Source organism: Litorimonas sp. WD9-15 (genome assembly GCF_050271975.1).
In the GTDB taxonomy this organism is placed as follows: domain Bacteria; phylum Pseudomonadota; class Alphaproteobacteria; order Caulobacterales; family Maricaulaceae; genus Litorimonas.
The window spans coordinates 2,977,756-2,997,714 of record NZ_CP189850.1; the positions used below are offsets into that span (position 1 = coordinate 2,977,756).

The following is a 19,959-nucleotide window of genomic DNA, read 5'->3' on the forward strand; positions in this document are numbered from 1 at the left end:
ATGCGCCATTTTGATTACCAAAACGGCGAAATGTTCGCCGAAGACGTTCCCCTGTCCCGTATCGCGGCGGAGGTCGGGACGCCCGTCTATGTTTATTCCACTGCAACCTTCACGCGGCATTATAATGTTTTCGCTGACAGTTTTGCCGACACGAAATCCCTTATCGCCTATTCAGTGAAAGCCAATTCCAATATTGCCGTCTTGGCCACGCTCGCACAACTCGGCGCGGGCGCCGATGTCGTCTCTGTGGGAGAATTAAAACGCGCACTCATGGCCGGTATTCCGGCGGACCGCATCGTTTTTTCAGGCGTAGGCAAAACCCGCGCGGAAATGCGCGCAGCATTAGAGGTCGGTATTCGCGTCTTCAATGTGGAAAGCCTCGCCGAATTGCGCGTGTTGAACGAAGTTGCGGCAGATACGGGCAAAACCGCCCCCGTCGCCTTCCGCGTCAATCCGGATGTGACAGCTGGCGGACACGCGAAAATTTCGACGGGCAAGAAAGAGAATAAATTCGGGATTGCCTGGTCACAGGCAGAGAGCGCCTATGCGGAAGCCGCCGCCCTGCCCGGCATCGAAATTGTCGGCGTCGATGTTCATATTGGCAGCCAGATTTCCGATCTCGCTCCATTTGAAGCCGCCATCGTCAAAGTCGCGGGACTCATCAAAAAACTCCGCGCCGCCGGGCATACCATTTCCAGTTTCGATATTGGCGGTGGGCTGGGCATTCCCTACGGAAACAATGCAGCTGTCCCGCCGCCCCCGTCCGAATACGCGGCGCTGGTCAAACGTCTAACGGCAGACCTGAATGTCGAAATGATTTTTGAGCCCGGCCGGATGATTGCGGGTAATTCCGGCGTGTTGTTGTCGGAAGTCCTCTACGTCAAACGCGGCGAGGATCGGGACTTCCTGATTATCGACGCGGCGATGAATGATCTCCTCCGCCCTGCGCTCTATGACGCCTATCATGAAATTGAAGCCGTGCAGCAGCCTGATCTGGACAAGATGGAGACTTATGATGTCGTCGGTCCAATTTGCGAAAGTGGCGATACATTCACCAAGGGTCGCGAAATGCCGGCGCTGGAAAGCGGCGACCTGATCGTCCTCCACTCCGCAGGCGCCTATGGGGCAGCGCAGGCGAGCCAATATAATACACGTCCCCTCGTGCCCGAAGTGCTCGTGAATGGCAGCGACTATTCGGTTATTCGCGCGCGCCCGACAGTTGAGGATATTCTGAAAACGGAGTCGCTCCCGAACTGGCTGACAAAAGACGAAAATGTCACGGACATTTAATGCGACATCGACATTTGGCTGGCTATAGTTACGGCTCATGTCGATAAATCTCGAACATACATTGAAACGGACATCTCGCCTGGTCGCGCGGGCCCGTCTGCGTTTGGTGTGGGAACATTATGCGCCGACCCTCGCACCCGGATTTTTGGCTGTCGCCATTTTCCTGCTCGGCGCATGGATGGGTGTCTGGCAGTGGATCGGGGATCCGATCCGTTTAATTGCGCTGGTCGCAACGCTTTCTGTCCTCGCCCGCAGTCTCTACCGCGCGCTCCCAATTCCGGTCCCAACGCAGTCCGATGCCCGCCGTCGCGTCGAAGTAGATTCCGGTCAAGCCCATCGCCCGTTGGATGTCTTGGATGATCGCCCCGCACTGTCTGCTGATGTCTGGCCCTCTCACCAGAAAGCCGCCCTTCAGAAAGCGCAATTTTTGAAAAAGGCTCAGCCCCGTCCGACACTCGGCCCGATAGACCCTGCCTATTTGCGATTTATCCTCCCCTTCCTCCTGCTCTGCGCGGCGATTTACATGGCGGGGTTCTCATTTGAACGCCTCCGCAAAGCCATCTCGCCGACATGGCAATCACCCATTCGCAGCTCCTCTGTCACCTATGAAGCGTGGATCGACCCGCCATCTTACACGGGCCGCCCGCCGCTTTATTTCAAGGAAACAACCGATATTTCTGTGCCTGCCGGCAGTGAATTTGTTGCGCGAATTTCCGGGGCAAAAGACGCGCCCCGACCCCGCCTGCAACAGGGCTGGCGCGGAACATTCCTGACGCCGAAACGCCTCGGCGCGAAGAGCTTTGAAGTCCGCGAAATTATCACGGGTAGCGCCACGATTGAATTCCGCGTCGGGCTGGACCGCAAGGTTTTTACGCTCAACATTGTTGATGATACCCCGCCGGAAGTGGACATCGTAGAACCGCCCGAAGCGGATAAACGTGACCGCCTTGTACTTTCCTATGGCTTAAAAGATGATTTTGGTGTCGAAAAACTCGATCTCGAAATGGCGCTTTTGGTCGAGGGGTTTTCGGAAGAGACCATCTTTGACGGCGTCACCGTCCGCGCCGATATCGCCCTGCCCGGTTCCAAACAGACAGATGTTGAAAGCGCGTCTGCCGCGCTGGACCTGTCCAAGAACCGCTGGGCCGGAAAGAAAGTCATTGGCCGTCTGATCGCAACAGATGGGGCCGGAAATACAGGCGTGTCAGGGCCGGCCTATTTCACAATACCGGATAAAATTTTCGTCGAACCGCTCGCCAAAGCCGTGGCCGAACAACGCGGTCTCGTCATTGCGGGTCTGGAAAAAGACTACGCCCCGCGCCCGCGTCCCGAATGGACAGCGGCGGACGGCCTCATGAATGAATATCGTCCGCGCTTGACCTTTGATCGTGCCCCTGCAGAGATCAAACGTGCAACCCTTCTCATTGAGGCTGTGACCGACCAACCGTCAGGATTTTTTGAAGACCCCGCTGTCTATATGGGATTGCGCCATGCACGCTCCGCCATGCGTCATGCGGATGGAATTACGCTCTTGGAGGGCCTGCCCGAAGACCTCTGGAAAATTGCGATCCGTGCGGAATTCGGCGTGCTCGGCACGGCCTTGGAAGAAATGCGCGAGGCCGAAGAAGCGCTGCGCGAAGGCATTGCCCGCCGCGCGTCAAAACGTGAAATTGATACACTCTTTGATCGCTATAACCTCGCCGTCGACGCCTATACCGAAGAACTCCGCCGCAAAGCGCAAGAAGAAGGCAATGTCGCCGAAGGGGGAGGCGGCGGTGGCGGCGCGATGGGTAGTGTCGACGAAATTCAGGAACTTCTGAAAGCCATCGAGGAAGCCAATGCCGCGGGCGACACCGAAGGGGCGCGCATCGCCCTCGCCCAGCTCGCCGAGCTGCTGGAAAATATGCAAATTCAACTGTCGCAAGGCGGCGGTGGCGGTGAAGGCGGCGACCCGGCCAGTGGGAGCATGTCCGAAGAGATGAAGGAAAATCTCGAAGATCTCGCTGACCTGACGGGACAACAACGCGACCTGCAGGACGAGACGGAACGCGCCGAACGGAATGATCAAAGCCAACCCGGAGAGGAAGAACTCGACCCACAGGAACTCGCCGGACGTCAGGCAGAACTCCGCGACCTACTGGAACAACTCGATGGTGCCATTCCTGCGCAGGGCGAGAACGGACAATCCGGTCAAGGCGAGGAGAGCGGCGAAGGGGAAGGCGGAGAGCAAGCTGGAGAAACAGGCGAAGGCCAGTCGGGCGAAGAGGGTCAATCCGCTGGCGGCACTGAGCAGGGTGAAGGTCAAGGCGGCGGGCGCTCGACGCAGGAGCTACAAGACCAACTCGCGCGCGGTCTAGGTGCGGCAGACGAGGCTATGCAACGCAGTGAAGAGGCACTGGCGGGCGGCGACTTACGCGGTGCGGGCGAAGCCCAAGCCGAGGCTATCCAAGCCCTCCGCGATGCGGGCGAAGCCCTCGCGGAAGCCGCTATTCAACAATCGGGACAAAGCAGCGAGGCCGACGGCGAAGGCCAAGACCCGCTGGGCCGCAGCGCCGATGGGTTTAATGACGGCAATAGCGAAGCCGATATTGACGACCGCGATAACGCCACCCGCTCCCGCGAACTCCTCGAAGAACTCCGCCGCCGCGCCGCCGAACAACAACGCGAACAGGAAGAGCGGGATTATCTGGAACGGTTGTTGAAACGATTTTAAATCGCCTCAATTTTGCAGAACCAAGTCTGGCGATATACAGTTAAAACCTGTCCCAGACGCAAGCCGCGGCCCTGTCGGCTAATCTCTACCAAAAAGACATCGCGACAACCTCACGAGGCCCCGGCCTACGCCGGGGACAGGTCTATAACCTGAAATTAGCCTTGTCCCGTTCCGTCACTTTGCCTAACTCCATCCCATGACCGACTCTCTGACTATTCGCCGCCCGGATGACTGGCATGTTCATTTACGCGACGGGGCGATGCTGTCTGACGTCGTCAACCACACGGCCCGTCAATTTGCCCGCGCGATTATCATGCCCAACCTGAAACCGCCCGTGACAACAGTGGCAGCAGGCCGAGCCTATCGGGACCGCATCCTGGCCGCCGTTGATCCGTCGCTGGGGTTCACACCCCTCATGACGGCCTATCTGACGGATACAATGGACCCGGAGGAGATGCGACGCGGCAAAGACGAAGGCGTGTTTACGGCGGCCAAACTCTACCCGGCAAATGCGACGACAAATTCCGCACATGGCGTATCTGACGTGAACAATATTCACGACGTGTTGGACGCGATGGAAGATGTCGGGATGCCGCTCCTCGTCCACGGCGAAGTCACGCATAAGGATGTCGATATTTTTGACCGCGAAGCCGTCTTCATCGACGAGGTGATGGTCGGTCTCGTCAAAGAACATCCAAACCTGAAAGTCGTGTTTGAACATATTACAACACAGGAAGCCGCAGATTTTGTGACCGAGGCCGGACCGAATGTTGCCGCCACGATTACACCGCATCACCTGCGCTATAACCGGAATGCCATTTTCGAGGGCGGCATTCGCCCGCATTATTACTGCCTGCCCATTGCCAAGCGCGAGAAACACCGCCTCGCCCTGCGCAAGGCCGCGACCTCCGGACATTCCAAATTCTTTCTCGGCACGGACACGGCCCCGCATGCCGTTGGTGCAAAAGAAAGCGCCTGTGGCTGCGCGGGCGTGTTTAACGCGCCCTATGCGATGGAAAGCTACGCTCTCACATTCGAGGAAGAGGGTGCGCTGGATAAATTAGAAAATTTCGCGAGTTTAAACGGCCCCCGCTTTTACGGCCTGCCCGTGAATGAGGAGACGATGACGCTAACAAAGCAGGATCATGTCGTGCCGGAGCGGATGACCTTGAGCGAGACGGATATCATTCCGTTTCATGCGGGTGAGACTTTGGGGTGGAGTGTAGGGTAAGTGGAGTGTGGGGTAAGTTGAGAGTAGTTTTAAGCTAGAAAAAATATGTCCTATGAAGAAATACCAGAAGACTTTAATTTTGTGAGTGCTGAAAATGTTGCGAAACGTGCTTTAGCTCTATTTGGTGTTTGGCTCCTATCGATTGATGCAACACCACGACAAGACGTGATTAAATGGATCAAAGGGAATGACCTTTGGAGCTCTCTATCCCCTAAAGAGGCCGTTTTTCTTAATGACCCAAATGCTACAGAAAAGCAGAAGATAAGTTATAGCTGGCAAGCAGAAAGATTACATATTTTGCTATGGGCTCTAAATGAGATTACCGAGCTAGCGCCTGCACATGAAAAATGTGAAACAGATATCTTCCAGAAAGCGTTTTCACCACTGAATCAAACCACTGCCCAAAGGTACTTGAAGACTGCAAATTTAAGAGACGAACTAGAAATCCTGAGTTTATGTGAAACAATTGAAAACTATCACTGGGAAGCAAGAAACGCTCAAATCAAAAATCAAGCCCCCAAAATCAAAGTCGACATTGAAATTATCCAAGAACGTCATCATGCAATCAATTGGGTTTTATGGGGCGAATATGAAAATTGGGATGACATAACAACTGATACATAATTCATTTTTATGTCTGTTTATTAACTCGCAACACCCACACTCACATCCCGAATGGGCAAACTCCGCATCCGCCGTCCCGTCGCATTAAACACGGCATTGGCCAATGCGGGAGCAATCGGTGGGGTTCCGGGTTCGCCGCCCCCGCCGATGCGGGCGTCACTGCTGACAATCACGGTGTCGATTTTCGGGGCGCGGTCTATGCGCAGGATTTCGTAATCGTGGAAGTTGCTCTGCGCAACCGCGCCGTCTTCCAATGTGATTTCGCCGTGTAGCGCGGCGCAGAGACCGTAGATAATCCCACTTTGCATTTGTGCTGTGAAGCCGTCAGGATTAACAGCCAATCCGGGGTCGGCGGCGCAGGCCACGTGGAGCACATGCGGATCGCCTTCGCTGACATCCACAGTTACGACCTGCGCGCAAATGGTCATGAAGCTCTCGACGATGGAAATACCGCGTGCCTGTCCGTCGGGAAGCGGTGCACCCCAATTTCCAAGTTTCGCAGCAGCATCAAGGACCTTCACAAAGCGTGGATGATCGCTGAGGAGTGCGCGGCGGAACTCATAGCCGTCCTTGCCGGCTTCATGGGCGAGTTCTTCGATAAAGCTCTCCGTGAAATAACCGTGCTGCGTGTGATCGACGGACCGCCAAGGCCCGAGCCGTGTATGGGAGGGACTCTCCACAACCTGCATTTTCTGGTTCGGGATGGCGTAGGGAATCAGGCTGGCTTCGGGCGGGTCCATTTTGTGGACGAAGACACTCTCCCAACTCAGCGGCATATTATCCGCGTCCAGCGCGGCGCGGTAACGCCCGATCACCGCCGGACGGTAATGGTCCTGCTGCGTCGTTTCCTCACGTGACCAGATGAGTTTGACGGGATGACCGGAGGCTTTCGACAGAGCCACGGCCTGCAGGACATAATCCGTCATGGCCCGACGCCCAAACGCCCCGCCCATTAAGGCCGTGTGGAGTGTGACATTTTCGGACTTCATGTCGAAAGCTTTCGCGATAGCCTCTTTCGTGCCGAGCGGGTTTTGCGTCCCGCACCAGATATCGCAAACCCCATCCCGCACCCAAGCGGTCGCATTCATCGGTTCCATACAGGCATGGGCGAGATAGGGGACTGTATACTCGGCTTCGAAAATCCGCGCAGCCTTCGCTTCGGCTTTCGTGACATCGCCCGTTTTGTGCAGGACTTTGCGTTTACCGGAATCCAGCGCCTGCGCATATTGCGCATAGAGGGCGTCCTGATTTAATGCGTCCGCGTCTGATGTCGTGAAGGTCACATCCAGCGCATAGAGCGCCTGTTGGGCCTGCCAATAACCGTCTGCGACCACGCCGACATAATCGCCCATATTATGAATGGAGATGACGCCGGGCATGTCTTTTGCCGCACTGTCATCGACCTGCTCGATCTTCGCACCATGGACGGGCGGGGCCATAACGGTGGCGTATTTCATTCCGTCAACTCTGGCATCAATCCCGAAAGCCGCAGTTCCATTCACCTTGGCCGGAATATCCACGCGCGGGAGGGACCTCCCCATTAGCGTGTAATCTTTGCGGGATTTCAGTTTGGGACGGATATTGGGTTCCATTTCGGACGCCGCCGCCGCGAATGTGCCGTAAGGCGCAGACCGATTTGAGGCGTCGTGATAGACGACACTCTTTTCCGTGCGCAGGCTGGACACCGGAACGCCCCAGTCTTTCGCCGCAGCCTTCACAATCAATTCCCGCGCCGCCGCACCCGCCGTCTGCATCGCGCCGGTTCCGGTAAAGCGGACGGAAGTCGACCCGCCCGTGATCTGCATATTCATGGATTTGGAAATGGCCAGCATCGCCCCGTTCAGCGTGTCAAACACCATGCCGGGCACGGCTTTTCCGCCCGCTATGAACTCCCGCACGAGGGGGAAGTTTGCGTAGTCCTTGATGGCAGGCGCTTCGAGGATTTCCATTGCCTCCCAATCCGCATCCATTTCCTCGGCGAGCATGGCGGAGAGGGCCGTGTGTACGCCCTGCCCCATTTCACCGTGGGGGATGATCGCCGTGATGACATTTTCTTCGGAAATTTTGACCCAAGCGGCGAGAAGGTGTTCACCCTCCCCCGCTACATATTTTTCGAGCTTGTCCGTGCGGTCACCGGGTCGGATGGCAACCCCGACGACGAGCGCCCCGCCCGCGACGAGCCCTGCGCCGATAAATCCGCGTCGTGTCCACTTTCCCAGTTTGGCCATGATCAGGCCTCCTTCGCGGCGGTTTTGATCGCCGCGCGGATACGGTCATACATACCGCAGCGGCAGATATTACCGGACATGGCCGTGTTGATATCTTCATCCGTTGGGTCAGGCGTGGTCTCCAAGAGGGCCACAGCGCTCATAATCTGCCCGGATTGGCAATAACCGCATTGCGGCACCTGATGTTTGATCCACGCCTGCTGTACCGCATGGAGCGTTCCCTCGGCATCAGTAACACCTTCAATCGTGGTGACATCCGTACCCTCAGCAGCGGAGAGCGGCGTGGAACAGGACCGCACGGGTTCGCCGTTTACATGAACTGTACACGCCCCGCATTGTGCAATGCCGCAGCCAAATTTCGTCCCCGTCAGGCCGAGCTCCTCACGGATCGCCCAAAGTAGCGGAGTGTCGGGGTCGGTTTTTAAGCTGGCTTGTTGTCCATTGATATTGAGCTGAACCATCTGTCCGTCCTTCCACTATTCTCTATCAATCATAGCGTAACACATCAGGGCACCAAAATAGGAGATGCAATTGGCCTGTGTTCACACATGAATGTCGGGAACGATATACCTATATGATCGTTTGTACGATCAATCGAATAACCAAAATATATAAGGTCAAATAATGAAAATACTGATGGTTCTCACCTCGCATGATAAACTCGGAGATACGGGCAAAAAGACAGGCTTTTGGTTGGAAGAATTCGCGGCCCCCTATTACGTCTTCAAAGACGCTAATGCAGAAATTACGCTCGCCTCGCCCAAAGGCGGTCAACCGCCCCTTGACCCCTCCAGTGATACTGAAGATGCCCAAACACCTGCAACGGAGCGTTTCAAGGCGGATAAAGCTGCACAAAATGAGCTTGCAAATACAGTCAAACTCTCAACAATTTCAGAAGAAGGTTTCGATGCTATCTTCTACCCCGGCGGCCACGGCCCGTTGTGGGATTTGGCCGAAGATACCAATAGTATCAATTTGATTGAGGCTTTCGCGGCGTCTGATCGCCCTATTGGTGCGGTCTGTCACGCCCCCGCTATCTTCAAACACACAAAAGCACCGAATGGCGATCCGCTCGTTCACGGCAGAACTGTAACAGGTTTCACCAATAGTGAAGAAGAGGCTGTGGAATTAACAGATGTTGTCCCATTCCTGGTTGAGGATATGTTGAAAGCCAATGGCGGGAAATTTGAACGGGAGGGCGATTGGACATCATTTATCGTGGCGGATGGGACGTTGGTGACAGGGCAAAACCCCGCATCATCAGATGCTGCAGCCGAAAAATTGCTGGAGCTTCTTAAGGCTTAAACTGTTTTGAATTTTTATGATCAAGACCGTGGCTTTGCTGCGGTCTTTTTGTGTTTGAGTTTTGATTATCCCCTGCATTGCTCGTTTTATTGATCGTTGCCCCTAAAACAAAAAACCGCGGCGCTGGCCACGGTTCATTTATTCTATGTCGAGTCCCGAAATCTTGCGATTTCGGAGCCTTCACTTTGGAAGGTCCACTGGACCTTCCAATCGACGCTATGCGTCGACCGCTTCGGCTCTCTCACGGTCCACTTTGCCTTTGGCATCTTCGTCGCGATCGACGAATTCAATGACGGCCATTGGCGCGTTGTCACCATAGCGGAAGCCCGCTTTCATGATGCGGATATATCCACCCGGACGATCCGCATAGCGGGGGCCGAGAACGTCGAAGAGTTTCTTGGACATCTCTTTATTGCGCGTACGCGCAATCGCGATACGACGGGAGTTTAGGTCGCCTTTTTTGGCGAGTGTTACGAGCTTCTCGACGAAAGGACGAAGTTCTTTCGCTTTTGGCAGAGTCGTGACGATTTGCTCATGCTCGATAAGGGAGCTGGACATATTGGCGAACATCGCTTTGCGGTGTGACGCTGTGCGGTTCAGTTTACGATGGGCGATTTTATGACGCATGGCTAAATCTCTTCGAGGTGTTCTTTGGGACCAATCTAAGCAGAAAGCTTAGATATGGTCGTCATATTTCTTGGCGAGTTCTTCGATATTCTCCGGCGGCCAGTTTGGCGCGTCCATGCCGAGGTGCAAGCCCATGGCAGCGAGAACTTCTTTGATCTCATTGAGGGATTTACGACCAAAGTTCGGCGTACGGAGCATTTCAGCTTCGGATTTCTGAATCAGGTCGCCAATGTAAACGATATTATCGTTCTTGAGGCAGTTTGCAGAGCGGACAGAGAGCTCAAGCTCGTCAACCTTGCGCAGAAGCGCGGGGTTAAAGTCGAGTTCGGGTTTCTCTTCACCACGGGACACATCTTCCGGATCGTCAAAGTTGACGAAGACTTGGAATTGGTCTTGCAGAATACGAGCCGCAACCGCGATCGCATCTTCCGGTGTGACGGCGGCATTTGTTTCAATGTCGATGATGAGTTTATCATAATCGAGAACTTGACCTTCGCGTGTGTCTTCAACGCGGTAAGCGACGCGTTTGACGGGCGAATAGAGGGCATCGATGGAGATTAGGCCAATTGGCGCATCTTCCGGACGGGACGCCGATGCAGGGACATAGCCCTTCCCAGACGTCACGGTCAGTTCCATACGAAGGTCAGCGCCTTCATCGGCTGTACAGATGACGTGGTCCTTGTTCAGGATTTCAACGTCGGCTGTTTCTTCGATATCGGCACCTGTGACGGGACCTGCACCTTGCTTGCGCAGAAGAAGCTTTTTCGGTCCGTCAGCATGCATGCGCACGGCGAGACCTTTGATGTTCAGGACTATGTTTGTGACATCTTCGCGGACATTTGGGATGGATGTAAATTCGTGAACGATACCGTCAATCTGAACAGCGGAGACGGCTGCACCCTGTAGGGAGGACAGCAATACGCGACGGAGTGCGTTACCGAGTGTCATACCAAAGCCACGCTCGAGCGGCTCTGCAATGATCAGGGCTTTGCGCGAGGGATCACGGCCGGGTTCGATTTCCGGGTTGATCGGACGGATAAGTTCTTGCCAGTTTTTTTCAATCACGGTGTTCGCCTCTAATTAAGCGTTTGGCGCGCCGTTCCGCGAGGGAATGACACGCCGAAAAATGTTCTCCCCAAGCGCAGGGCTTGGAGTATTTCGACCTTAAACGCGACGGCGTTTTGGTGGACGACAACCATTATGCGGGATGGGTGTGACGTCACGGATTGTTGTGATCGTCATTCCGGTCGCCGCTAGCGCACGGACTGCGGACTCACGACCCGAACCTGGACCGTTCACATTGACTTCCAATGTATTCATGCCGTGTTCTGCCGCTTTACGCGCCGCTTCCTCAGCCGCAACCTGTGCCGCATAAGGCGTAGATTTACGAGAGCCTTTAAAGCCCATCGCACCTGCGGAACACCATGAGACGGCGTTGCCCTGAGCATCCGTGATCATGACCATCGTGTTGTTAAATGTTGCGTTGATATGTGCGACGCCGGACGTGATATTCTTCCGGTCGGCGCGGCGGACCTTGCCTGGTTCTCTTGCCATGTCAGACTACCTTATTTCTTCTTACCGGCAATGGCCTTTGCAGGGCCTTTGCGTGTGCGGGCATTTGTATGTGTACGCTGGCCACGAACGGGCAAGCCACGACGGTGACGCAGACCGCGATAGTTACCCATATCCATCAAGCGCTTGATGTTCTGGGACACTTCACGACGCAGATCACCTTCGACCTGATGCTCGGCATCAATGGTCTCACGGATTTGCAAAATTTCCTGATCGGTCAGGTCATGCACGCGACGCTCGCGCGAGATGCCAACCTTCTCACAGATCTCGGTCGCCTTTGCAGGGCCGATGCCGTGAATATAACGTAGCGCGATTTCAACGCGTTTGTTGGTCGGGATATTTACCCCAGCAATACGAGCCACACTCGGCCTCCAATTCATTCCGGTTCCGGTTCGGCGTCTGACGTTTGCTTGTCCCATAACAAATGAGACGGTAGCCGATGACGTCTGCCGCGAAAGCGGGTCACTTAGTCTTATTAACGGAAGGCGTCAACCGTCCGCGCTGTTATCTTGGAGGTTTTCACCTCCGAAACTCTCACCCGCCAAATAGACGCGCGAAAAATCCTTTTTTAGGCTCTCCCTTGGGAGAGGCCTGACGGTCGAGCACTTCCGAAATGGACGCGGCAACCGTTTCAATATCCGCCATACCATCAACTTCCGTCAGCTTTCCCTGTGCCGAGTAATAAGGCAGGAGCGGAGCCGTCTGTTTGTTATAGGTCGCGAGGCGATGTTTGAAGACTTCGGGATTATCATCCTTGCGGCCTTGTTCGAGGAATCGTTTTTCGATCCTCCCGAGAATTGAACCGTCGTCTACTTTGAGACGGATGACCGAGTCCACCGATTCGTCCCGTTTCGCGAGCACTGAATCCAGGGCTTCGGCTTGGGCGACGGTGCGGGGGAATCCGTCAAAGATAAATCCTGCGGCACCCGGATTCGAATCCAGCTGATCCTCGATCAGGGCGATGACAATCTCGTCACTGACGAGGTCACCGGCTTTGATAATACCCTCAACTTTTTGGCCGAGTTCCGATCCGGACTTAATGGCCGCACGCAACATATCACCCGTTGAGAGTTGAATGAGCTGACGCTCCGCCACGAGACGTTTGGCTTGTGTGCCTTTGCCCGCAGCGGGAGGACCAAAAAGAACGAGATTCAGAGCCATCAGTCCCTCTTATGTCTTGTTACGGCGACGCATGCGGGACTTCTTGATGAGGCCCTCATATTGATGCGCGATCAGGTGCGATTGAATTTGTGCGACCGTGTCGAGTGTCACGGACACGATAATCAGCAAGCTCATTCCGCCGATCAACATGGCGACAGAGGCCGGAACCGTACCGCCCTGTTGCGCGATGAAGAGCTCGGGCAGGACACAGACAAAGGCCACGTAAAGCGCGCCGATAAATGTCAGGCGCGACAGGACGTAGGACAGATATTCCGCTGTCCGTTGACCCGGACGAATACCCGGCAGGAAACCGCCATTCTTGCGAAGGTTATCGGCCACATCATCGGGCTTAAACACGTAAGGGACGTAGAAGTAACAGAAGAAGATAATCAACAGGCCGTATAACGCGAGATAGGTTGGCGAGCCATAGCCGAGATAGGCGAGGATTGTCCCCGCAATACCCGACGCCGCGCCGTCTTGGCCAACAAAGATCTGACCGAATGTCGCTGGCAATAATAGAAGCGAACTGGCGAAGATTGGCGGGATAACACCGGCCGTGTTCAGTTTCAGCGGCATGAAGGAGTTTTCGCCGCCAAACTGTTTCCCACCCGCCATCTGGCGTTTGGGATACCGGACAAGTAATCGCCTCTGCGCCCGTTCGACGAAGACAATCAGCATGGACAGCCCGACAAAGAGCGCCAGCAGGATAATCAAGAGAAATTCTGTAATCTGACCTGTCTGGTTCTGTCCGAAGAGCTGGAACAGCGCTTTCGGTAGCTCGGCGACAATACCCGCGAAAATGATCAACGAGACACCGTTACCGACACCGCGTGCCGTCACCTGCTCACCGAGCCACATCAGGAACATCGTACCGCCGACGAGTGTGATCACTGTAGACGCTTGGAAGAAGAGACCGGGATCAATGACAGTGCCGTCTGTGGCTTGCAGCGCACGGGCAATACCAAAGGCTTGGAACGCCGCGAGGAACACGGTCAGATAGCGCGTATATTGGTTAATTTGCTTCCGCCCTTGCTCGCCGTCTTTGTCGAGTTCTTTCAGCGAGGCGACTGACCCCTTCAGCAGGGTCATGATGATCGAAGCCGAAATATATGGCATCACGTTCAACGCAAAAATACCGAGACGCTCGACGGCACCACCGGCAAACATATTCAATCGTTCAAAGAGGGAGCCACCCGTCCCGCTGCCAAAGGCCGCCTGGAAGGCATCAATATTGATCCCCGGAATCGGAACGAAAGTCCCGATACGGTAAACAACCAAAATCATGAGCGTGAAGAGAAGTCGCTTTTGCAGCTCTTTCGCCTTGGAGAAGACCCCAAGGTTCATATTGGCGGCGAGCTGTTCAGAGGCTGAAGCCATGATGCGGTTCCCTTTATCTGTTCATCGCGCCACACCTGCAATCAGAATATGAGAGGCTTAACGCGCGTATCATAACCAGATGGGGGTGCGACAAACATGTTCAAGGCCGCGCCCTGTAAGAACAGGACACGGCCTTAACATTATAGTTTAGAATTCGCCGAGCTTGCCTTCGTTTTTGGCCAGCAGGTAATAGAATGTGACACGGTTTTTCATACGCATTGGCTTCATCTCGGCACAGACAGCTTTGACTTTTTCCATTGCGGTGTCTTTGTCATCAATGCCCATTTTCTTTTTCATGAAGCCTTTGACGATTGTATCGAGTTCCGTCTCATCCGAACAAGACACGTATTTCGCGTCCTTATTCTTCAAAGACGCCCCAAGATATTTTTCAATCTTCGTCACAACAGCGTTGTCAGCATCCGCATCAAACTGCTGTGTTGGCTCGAGATAAGCGGACACGCCGTCATCTTTTTTAGCGGCAGCTTTCTTGGCCGGAGCCTTTTTAACGGCCTTGGGCTTTTCAGCTTTTGGCGCTTTTTCAGCCGGAGCTGCGTCGGCTTTGGCGGCTTTCTTATCAGCTTTGGACACTTTGCCAGAACGGTCCTGCTTCTCGCCTTTTTTGCGATAGACAGTGTCTTCGTCCAGAACAGTTACGGAGCCTTTGGCCGCTTCGACAGCGGCAATCGCGCCTTTTGTTGCGCCGGAGACGTGAAGCTTCACGGCCTTCGACACTTTACCTGTACCGATCAGACGAACACCGTCTTTGGCACGGCGGATAACGCCGGCTTCGACGAGGGCCGCTGCATCAAGATCAGTTTTGCCGTCAATCTTACCGGACTCAATCGCACGATTAATATTGGCAATGCTGAGCTCCTGATATGTCTTGCTGTTTGGCGCGTTAAAGCCACGCTTTGGCAGACGCATATAGATGGGCATTTGGCCGCCTTCAAAGCCGCCAACTGTCACACCTGAGCGGGACTTCTGACCTTTGACACCGCGGCCACCTGTTTTGCCCTTGCCAGAGCCGATACCGCGACCAATCCGCTTCTTGCGGTGTGTGGCGCCATCATTATCACTTAGTTCGTTCAAACGCATTGTACTATCCTCAAGAGGTTTTTCAGCCAAAGCCCGGCAATGCCGGACTGTGGAGAAACTACTCTTCTACGATTTTTACCATATGGGCGACCTTATTGATCATCCCACGCACGGAAGGTGTGTCTTCCAAAGTCCGCTGTTTTCCGATGCGTCCCAAGCCGAGACCGACAAGCGTTGCACGCTGGTCAGGTTTACGACGGGTCGCACTGCCGGTTTGGCGAACAGTTACTGTTGCTTTTTTAGCCATGACTAAGCCTCCGCTCCAGCTACGACAGTTTCAGAAGCCGCATCAAGCGCCTCCGGAGCTGACGCACCATCATTGCGGCGGTTCACGATCTCGGCGACTTTCTTGCCACGCTTATTCGCGATCGTCCGCGGGCTTTCCATACGCTTGAGCGCATCAAAAGTCGCACGCACCATGTTGTATGGGTTTGATGTCCCGATAGACTTTGTGACCACGTCCTGAACGCCGAGGCATTCGAGCACAGCCCGCATGGGTCCACCTGCAATAACACCGGTACCCGGAGGCGCCGCACGCATCACAACTTTACCCGCACCGTGACGTCCGCGGACATCATGATGGAATGTGCGACCTTCGCGCAATGGCACGCGGATCATTGTCTTTTTGGCTTCTTCCGACGCCTTACGGATCGCTTCCGGCACTTCGCGGGCTTTACCCTTACCGAAGCCGACACGACCTTTTTCATCACCCACGATAACGAGGGCAGCGAAAGACATATTCCGTCCACCTTTCACAGTCTTGGCAACACGGTTAATGTGAACCAAGCGATCCGTGAATTCGTTATCTACTTCTTCGCGTTTTCCACCGCGACGGTTGTCTTCTCTACGAGCCATAATACGTTCCTAGAATTTCAGACCGGCTTCGCGAGCCGCGTCGGCGAGGGCTTTCACCCGGCCGTGATAGAGATAAGGTCCACGATCGAACACGATGTCGCCGACTTTCGCCTTTGACGCGCGTTCCGCGATCAGCTTGCCGATGCGCTTTGCCGCTTCGACATCGCCGCCTTTGGCTGTCTTGTCTTCCAAAGTGGAAGCCGAAGCCAAAGTCGTGCCCGTCACATCGTCGATGATCTGAACGCTGATATTTTTGTTGGACCGGAAAACCGACAGACGCGGACGTCCATTGGCGTGTTTTTTGAGGCGGCGACGGACGCGTTGCGCGCGACGCTGCATGAGGGAGCGAGAGGATTTCATGACTACTTCTTCTTCCCTTCTTTCATCCGGACATATTCGCCAAGATAACGGACACCCTTACCTTTGTAAGGCTCTGGCTTCCGGTAGGAGCGGATTTCCGCTGCAACCTGACCAACCTGCTGCTTATCGATACCTTCGATAATCACCTGAGTCGGCTTTGGTGCGTTAATTGTGATTCCGTCCGGCGCGGCATATTCAACATCGTGAGAGAACCCAAGCTGCATAGACAGTGTAGACCCTTTCATCTGTGCCCGATAACCAACACCTTTGAGCTGAAGCTCTTTTTTGAAGCCGTTTGACACGCCTTCAATCATGTTTGCTACCATTGTGCGGGCCATGCCCCACATCGCTTTGGCGTTCTTGTTGCCTTCAACGGGGGAAACGGTGAATTCAGCACCCTCCAATTTGCCTGTGACAGCATCCGGAAGCGTGAAGCTTAATTCGCCCTTGGCGCCTTTGACTGTGACGTCCTGACCGGATTGGGTCAGTGTGACAGCGACTGGGACCGTGACGGGGTTTTTACCAATACGTGACATATAACCCTCCTTACGCGACCTGGCAGAGGACTTCGCCGCCGACATTGTTTTCGCGGGCAGCAGCGTCACTCATAACGCCTTTAGGGGTGGACAGGATAGAGATGCCGAGACCATTGCGGACTTGCGGCAACGTCTTGACGGACGAGTAAACGCGACGGCCGGGTTTGGACACGCGTTTGATTTCACGGATAACCGCTTCACCTTCGAAATATTTCAATTCGATGGAGAAGGCACGGAAGCCCGCTTCATCTGTTGTTTCGGAATATCCGCGGATGAAACCTTCATCAGCCAAAACGTCGAGGACGCGGCCGCGCAAGTTTGACGCCGGTGTTATAACCGAAGAGCGGTTACGCATGATGGCGTTACGGATACGGGTGAGCATATCACCGAGTGGATCGGAAAAAGACATTCTGTTTCCTCCCTACCAGCTGGATTTCGTGAGACCCGGGATCAGGCCGATAGAACCCAGATCACGGATGGCGATACGGGACATTTTCATTTTACGATAGTAACCGCGCGGACGCCCGGTGACCTGACAACGGTTGCGAACGCGTGTCTCAGCAGAGTTACGCGGGAGTGCCGCGAGTTTCAGCTGAGCGGCAAAACGCTCTTCGACCGGAAGGTCTTTGTCGCGAGCTGTGTCTTTCAAGAGAGCACGTTTCGCGGCATATTTCGCAACGAGGCGCTGGCGCTTCAAATTGCGTTCGACTGCACTGACTTTAGCCATTCAATCTATTCCTTTTTCAAGTTGCTGGGCCTCTTTCAAAGACCCGCTCGACTTACTGCGTTCGTTTGGTCGTTTCGCTCAGTTGCGGAACGGGAACCCAAACGCGGCCAGCAATGCCTTGGCTTCTTCATCTGTTTTGGCGCTGGTTTGCACCACGATATCCATACCGCGTGTTCCCTCGACCTTATCATAGTCAATTTCAGGGAAGACGATATGCTCTTTCAGGCCCATGGCATAATTGCCATTACCATCAAAACTTTTACCATTCAGGCCGCGAAAGTCACGAACGCGTGGCAGCGCCACGTTTGTCAGACGATCAAGAAATTCATACATCTTGTCGCGACGCAGCGTCACTTTGGCACCAATCACCATACCGTCACGGAGCTTAAAGCCCGCAATGGAGTTCTTGGCGACAGTTGGCACAGGCTTTTGGCCGGCGATCAATTCCATTTCTTCGATGGCGGCTGTGACTTTCTTCTTGTCAGCAACGCCTTCACCGAGACCCATATTCAGGACGACTTTTTCAATCGCCGGGATCTGCATGGAGTTGGAATATTTAAACTGATCCTGCATCTTGCCACGAATTTCGCTCGTGTAGAGTTCGGCCAGGCGGGGTGTATACGGCTTAGCCATCGATGACTTCTCCCGATTTCTTGGCCACGCGGACCTTTTTGCCGTCTTTCAGAACCTTGAAACCCACGCGTGTCGGAACATCGTCTTTTGGATCGATATGCGCGACGTTAGAAACGTGAATTGGTGCTTCAAACTGTTGAATTCCGCCATCAGGGTCAGCCTGTGACGGCTTGACGTGACGCTTCATCAGGCGAACGCCTTTGACAACGACGCGCTCATCCTTTGGAGAAACCTTAAGGACTTCGCCTTTGCGACCTTTATCGGCGCCCGACAGGACAACGACATAATCGCCTTTTTTGATCTTGGCAGCCATGACTACAGGACCTCTGGTGCGAGCGAGACGATCTTCATCAGATTTTTTGTCGGGCCTGACTTGGCGCGAAGCTCGCGCGGCACAGGGCCAAAAATCCGCGTTCCGAGCGGTTCGCCATTTGTATTGATGATGACAGCAGCATTGCCGTCAAAACGGATAACGGAACCATCGGCGCGTTGGATGTCCTTACGGACACGCACAACAACAGCGCGACGGACGTCACCCTTTTTCACTTTACCACGCGGCTGAGCCTCTTTCACGGAGACGACAATAATGTCGCCCACGCTGGCGTAGCGGCGCTTGGATCCGCCCAGTACTTTGATGCACTGAACGCGACGGGCACCGGAATTATCGGCGACGTCGAGGTTGGATTGCATTTGAATCATGCGATTCTCCTAAGCTTGGCAGTTTCACCGCCGGGAATTTATTTCCCGGTGACGACTTCCCAGGTCTTCAATTTCGATTTTGGCGGGCATTCAATGATGCGCACCTGCTCGCCCACTTTGATCGCATTGCTCTCATCATGTGCGTGATACTTTTTTGTCCGGCGGATCGTTTTCTTCAGCAGCGGGTGCAGAAAAGAACGCTCGACTTTGACAACAACAGTTTTGTCAGTCTTGTCGGAAACAACGACGCCTTGCAGAATACGTTTAGGCATGACTTACGCCTTCTTCTTGTCGGCTGATTTTGCTTCAGCCTGGATTGTCTTGATGCGGGCGATGTCACGACGGACCTGACGCACGCGCGCGGTCTTCTCGAGCTGGCCGGTAGCATCCTGGAAGCGCAGGTTGAACTGCTCTTTCTTCAGCTTGAGCAACTCGTCCGTGACCTGGTCGGCGGATAATGCGCGGATATCTTCAGCTTTCATGATCGCTCTCCTATTCCGGCTTTTCACCAGGACGCATGACGATTTTCGTCCGCACTGGCAATTTGGCAGCGCCGAGACGCAGCGCTTCACGCGCGACTTCGTCGGACACGCCGTCAATTTCAAACATGATACGACCCGGCTTGACCTTGGCCGCCCAGAATTCAACAGAACCTTTACCTTTACCCATACGGACTTCGGTCGGTTTCTTCGTCACAGGCACATCAGGGAAGATGCGGATCCAGACCCGTCCGGCCCGTTTCATGTGACGCGTGATCGCACGACGTGTTGCCTCGATCTGGCGCGCAGTAACACGCTCCGCATCGAGAGACTTGAGGCCGTAAGACCCGAAGTTCAGCGCCGTGCCACCTTTGGCCATGCCCTTGATCCGGCCCTTATGGGCTTTCCGGAATTTTGTACGTTTTGGCTGTAACATTGCTCTTAGCC

Annotated in this window: 26 protein-coding genes; 5 read left to right on the forward strand and 21 right to left on the reverse strand. The window is 54.5% G+C overall.

Translation table 11 applies throughout. From position 1 onward, the window contains the following. From lysA to ACP9M6_RS13940, 4 genes are all read left to right on the forward strand, one after another. Complete coding sequence (gene lysA / locus ACP9M6_RS13925; protein WP_427452078.1) at positions 1-1,290, forward strand: diaminopimelate decarboxylase; 1,290 nt, start codon at positions 1-3, stop codon at positions 1,288-1,290. Positions 1,291-1,327: 37 nt separating this feature from the next. Next, entirely contained in the window at positions 1,328-4,003 is a 2,676-nt protein-coding gene (locus ACP9M6_RS13930) for a DUF4175 domain-containing protein (protein WP_427452080.1), read from the forward strand. A 196-nt stretch (positions 4,004-4,199) separates the two neighbouring features. Next, the gene (gene pyrC / locus ACP9M6_RS13935; RefSeq protein WP_427452082.1) at positions 4,200-5,234 is read left to right on the forward strand and encodes a dihydroorotase; all 1,035 of its coding nucleotides are present in this window, start codon (positions 4,200-4,202) and stop codon (positions 5,232-5,234) included. 45 nt (positions 5,235-5,279) lie between these two features. Beyond that, entirely contained in the window at positions 5,280-5,858 is a 579-nt protein-coding gene (locus tag ACP9M6_RS13940) for a DUF4272 domain-containing protein (RefSeq protein ID WP_427452084.1), read from the forward strand. A gap of 20 nt (positions 5,859-5,878) precedes the next feature. On the opposite strand, the gene ACP9M6_RS13945 is transcribed toward ACP9M6_RS13940, so the two are convergent. Then, positions 5,879-8,086, reverse strand: coding sequence for a xanthine dehydrogenase family protein molybdopterin-binding subunit (locus ACP9M6_RS13945; RefSeq protein ID WP_427452086.1), 2,208 nt, complete (start codon positions 8,084-8,086; stop codon positions 5,879-5,881). Positions 8,087-8,088: 2 nt separating this feature from the next. Further along, the gene (locus tag ACP9M6_RS13950; protein WP_427452088.1) at positions 8,089-8,547 is read right to left on the reverse strand and encodes a (2Fe-2S)-binding protein; all 459 of its coding nucleotides are present in this window, start codon (positions 8,545-8,547) and stop codon (positions 8,089-8,091) included. Positions 8,548-8,710: 163 nt separating this feature from the next. Between ACP9M6_RS13950 and ACP9M6_RS13955 the strand changes: the two genes are divergently transcribed. Next, entirely contained in the window at positions 8,711-9,391 is a 681-nt protein-coding gene (locus ACP9M6_RS13955) for a type 1 glutamine amidotransferase domain-containing protein (RefSeq protein WP_427452090.1), read from the forward strand. 216 nt (positions 9,392-9,607) lie between these two features. On the opposite strand, the gene rplQ is transcribed toward ACP9M6_RS13955, so the two are convergent. From rplQ to rplP, 19 genes are all read right to left on the reverse strand, one after another. Continuing rightward, positions 9,608-10,018, reverse strand: coding sequence for a 50S ribosomal protein L17 (gene rplQ / locus ACP9M6_RS13960; RefSeq protein ID WP_427452092.1), 411 nt, complete (start codon positions 10,016-10,018; stop codon positions 9,608-9,610). Positions 10,019-10,066: 48 nt separating this feature from the next. Further along, complete coding sequence (locus tag ACP9M6_RS13965) at positions 10,067-11,083, reverse strand: DNA-directed RNA polymerase subunit alpha (RefSeq protein ID WP_427452093.1); 1,017 nt, start codon at positions 11,081-11,083, stop codon at positions 10,067-10,069. 99 nt (positions 11,084-11,182) lie between these two features. Continuing rightward, on the reverse strand, positions 11,183-11,572 hold the full coding sequence (gene rpsK / locus ACP9M6_RS13970) for a 30S ribosomal protein S11 (RefSeq protein ID WP_427452095.1): 390 nt from the start codon (positions 11,570-11,572) through the stop codon (positions 11,183-11,185). A gap of 11 nt (positions 11,573-11,583) precedes the next feature. After that, positions 11,584-11,952, reverse strand: coding sequence for a 30S ribosomal protein S13 (rpsM, locus tag ACP9M6_RS13975; RefSeq protein WP_427452097.1), 369 nt, complete (start codon positions 11,950-11,952; stop codon positions 11,584-11,586). A gap of 172 nt (positions 11,953-12,124) precedes the next feature. Beyond that, positions 12,125-12,745: an adenylate kinase gene (locus ACP9M6_RS13980; RefSeq protein ID WP_427454795.1), complete on the reverse strand. Its 621-nt coding sequence runs from the start codon at positions 12,743-12,745 to the stop codon at positions 12,125-12,127. Positions 12,746-12,760: 15 nt separating this feature from the next. Continuing rightward, the gene (gene secY / locus ACP9M6_RS13985) at positions 12,761-14,128 is read right to left on the reverse strand and encodes a preprotein translocase subunit SecY (protein WP_427452099.1); all 1,368 of its coding nucleotides are present in this window, start codon (positions 14,126-14,128) and stop codon (positions 12,761-12,763) included. Positions 14,129-14,275: 147 nt separating this feature from the next. Next, entirely contained in the window at positions 14,276-15,223 is a 948-nt protein-coding gene (rplO, locus tag ACP9M6_RS13990; protein ID WP_427452101.1) for a 50S ribosomal protein L15, read from the reverse strand. 58 nt (positions 15,224-15,281) lie between these two features. After that, positions 15,282-15,470: a 50S ribosomal protein L30 gene (gene rpmD / locus ACP9M6_RS13995; RefSeq protein WP_427452102.1), complete on the reverse strand. Its 189-nt coding sequence runs from the start codon at positions 15,468-15,470 to the stop codon at positions 15,282-15,284. Between the two features lie 2 nt (positions 15,471-15,472). Then, positions 15,473-16,078, reverse strand: coding sequence for a 30S ribosomal protein S5 (gene rpsE, locus ACP9M6_RS14000; RefSeq protein WP_427452104.1), 606 nt, complete (start codon positions 16,076-16,078; stop codon positions 15,473-15,475). A gap of 9 nt (positions 16,079-16,087) precedes the next feature. Then, positions 16,088-16,438 carry a 50S ribosomal protein L18 gene (gene rplR / locus ACP9M6_RS14005; RefSeq protein WP_427452106.1) on the reverse strand — a complete coding sequence of 117 codons (351 nt, stop codon included), beginning with the start codon at positions 16,436-16,438 and terminating at the stop codon, positions 16,088-16,090. 2 nt (positions 16,439-16,440) lie between these two features. Then, positions 16,441-16,974 carry a 50S ribosomal protein L6 gene (gene rplF / locus ACP9M6_RS14010; protein ID WP_427452107.1) on the reverse strand — a complete coding sequence of 178 codons (534 nt, stop codon included), beginning with the start codon at positions 16,972-16,974 and terminating at the stop codon, positions 16,441-16,443. 10 nt (positions 16,975-16,984) lie between these two features. After that, the gene (rpsH, locus tag ACP9M6_RS14015) at positions 16,985-17,383 is read right to left on the reverse strand and encodes a 30S ribosomal protein S8 (protein ID WP_427452109.1); all 399 of its coding nucleotides are present in this window, start codon (positions 17,381-17,383) and stop codon (positions 16,985-16,987) included. Positions 17,384-17,395: 12 nt separating this feature from the next. Beyond that, complete coding sequence (gene rpsN, locus ACP9M6_RS14020) at positions 17,396-17,701, reverse strand: 30S ribosomal protein S14 (protein WP_189579673.1); 306 nt, start codon at positions 17,699-17,701, stop codon at positions 17,396-17,398. A 78-nt stretch (positions 17,702-17,779) separates the two neighbouring features. Beyond that, positions 17,780-18,334 (reverse strand): 50S ribosomal protein L5, encoded by a 555-nt coding sequence (gene rplE / locus ACP9M6_RS14025; RefSeq protein ID WP_427452111.1) that lies wholly within the window; start codon positions 18,332-18,334, stop codon positions 17,780-17,782. Next, positions 18,327-18,647: a 50S ribosomal protein L24 gene (gene rplX / locus ACP9M6_RS14030; RefSeq protein WP_427452113.1), complete on the reverse strand. Its 321-nt coding sequence runs from the start codon at positions 18,645-18,647 to the stop codon at positions 18,327-18,329. Before rplX ends, rplE begins: the two co-directional genes overlap by 8 nt. Before the next feature lie 2 nt (positions 18,648-18,649). Then, positions 18,650-19,033 carry a 50S ribosomal protein L14 gene (gene rplN, locus ACP9M6_RS14035; RefSeq protein WP_427452115.1) on the reverse strand — a complete coding sequence of 128 codons (384 nt, stop codon included), beginning with the start codon at positions 19,031-19,033 and terminating at the stop codon, positions 18,650-18,652. 38 nt (positions 19,034-19,071) lie between these two features. Continuing rightward, positions 19,072-19,305: a 30S ribosomal protein S17 gene (gene rpsQ / locus ACP9M6_RS14040; protein ID WP_427452117.1), complete on the reverse strand. Its 234-nt coding sequence runs from the start codon at positions 19,303-19,305 to the stop codon at positions 19,072-19,074. A 3-nt stretch (positions 19,306-19,308) separates the two neighbouring features. Then, the gene (gene rpmC, locus ACP9M6_RS14045) at positions 19,309-19,515 is read right to left on the reverse strand and encodes a 50S ribosomal protein L29 (protein ID WP_427452119.1); all 207 of its coding nucleotides are present in this window, start codon (positions 19,513-19,515) and stop codon (positions 19,309-19,311) included. 10 nt (positions 19,516-19,525) lie between these two features. Then, on the reverse strand, positions 19,526-19,948 hold the full coding sequence (rplP, locus tag ACP9M6_RS14050; protein ID WP_427452120.1) for a 50S ribosomal protein L16: 423 nt from the start codon (positions 19,946-19,948) through the stop codon (positions 19,526-19,528). Between the last annotated feature and the right edge of the window lie 11 nt (positions 19,949-19,959).

Bases quoted from the DNA above. Each gene is read 5' to 3' on its own strand.
- lysA (WP_427452078.1), top strand. From the start codon at position 1: ATGCGCCATTTTGATTACCAAAACGGCGAAATGTTCGCCGAAGACGTT.
- ACP9M6_RS13930 (WP_427452080.1), top strand. From the start codon at position 1,328: ATGTCGATAAATCTCGAACATACATTGAAACGGACATCTCGCCTGGTC.
- pyrC (WP_427452082.1), top strand. From the start codon at position 4,200: ATGACCGACTCTCTGACTATTCGCCGCCCGGATGACTGGCATGTTCAT.
- ACP9M6_RS13940 (WP_427452084.1), top strand. From the start codon at position 5,280: ATGTCCTATGAAGAAATACCAGAAGACTTTAATTTTGTGAGTGCTGAA.
- ACP9M6_RS13945 (WP_427452086.1), bottom strand. From the start codon at position 8,086: ATGGCCAAACTGGGAAAGTGGACACGACGCGGATTTATCGGCGCAGGG.
- ACP9M6_RS13950 (WP_427452088.1), bottom strand. From the start codon at position 8,547: ATGGTTCAGCTCAATATCAATGGACAACAAGCCAGCTTAAAAACCGAC.
- ACP9M6_RS13955 (WP_427452090.1), top strand. From the start codon at position 8,711: ATGAAAATACTGATGGTTCTCACCTCGCATGATAAACTCGGAGATACG.
- rplQ (WP_427452092.1), bottom strand. From the start codon at position 10,018: ATGCGTCATAAAATCGCCCATCGTAAACTGAACCGCACAGCGTCACAC.
- rpsK (WP_427452095.1), bottom strand. From the start codon at position 11,572: ATGGCAAGAGAACCAGGCAAGGTCCGCCGCGCCGACCGGAAGAATATC.
- secY (WP_427452099.1), bottom strand. From the start codon at position 14,128: ATGGCTTCAGCCTCTGAACAGCTCGCCGCCAATATGAACCTTGGGGTC.
- rplO (WP_427452101.1), bottom strand. From the start codon at position 15,223: ATGCGTTTGAACGAACTAAGTGATAATGATGGCGCCACACACCGCAAG.
- rpmD (WP_427452102.1), bottom strand. From the start codon at position 15,470: ATGGCTAAAAAAGCAACAGTAACTGTTCGCCAAACCGGCAGTGCGACC.
- rpsE (WP_427452104.1), bottom strand. From the start codon at position 16,078: ATGGCTCGTAGAGAAGACAACCGTCGCGGTGGAAAACGCGAAGAAGTA.
- rplR (WP_427452106.1), bottom strand. From the start codon at position 16,438: ATGAAATCCTCTCGCTCCCTCATGCAGCGTCGCGCGCAACGCGTCCGT.
- rplF (WP_427452107.1), bottom strand. From the start codon at position 16,974: ATGTCACGTATTGGTAAAAACCCCGTCACGGTCCCAGTCGCTGTCACA.
- rpsH (WP_427452109.1), bottom strand. From the start codon at position 17,383: ATGTCTTTTTCCGATCCACTCGGTGATATGCTCACCCGTATCCGTAAC.
- rpsN (WP_189579673.1), bottom strand. From the start codon at position 17,701: ATGGCTAAAGTCAGTGCAGTCGAACGCAATTTGAAGCGCCAGCGCCTC.
- rplE (WP_427452111.1), bottom strand. From the start codon at position 18,334: ATGGCTAAGCCGTATACACCCCGCCTGGCCGAACTCTACACGAGCGAA.
- rplX (WP_427452113.1), bottom strand. From the start codon at position 18,647: ATGGCTGCCAAGATCAAAAAAGGCGATTATGTCGTTGTCCTGTCGGGC.
- rplN (WP_427452115.1), bottom strand. From the start codon at position 19,033: ATGATTCAAATGCAATCCAACCTCGACGTCGCCGATAATTCCGGTGCC.
- rpsQ (WP_427452117.1), bottom strand. From the start codon at position 19,305: ATGCCTAAACGTATTCTGCAAGGCGTCGTTGTTTCCGACAAGACTGAC.
- rpmC (WP_427452119.1), bottom strand. From the start codon at position 19,515: ATGAAAGCTGAAGATATCCGCGCATTATCCGCCGACCAGGTCACGGAC.
- rplP (WP_427452120.1), bottom strand. From the start codon at position 19,948: ATGTTACAGCCAAAACGTACAAAATTCCGGAAAGCCCATAAGGGCCGG.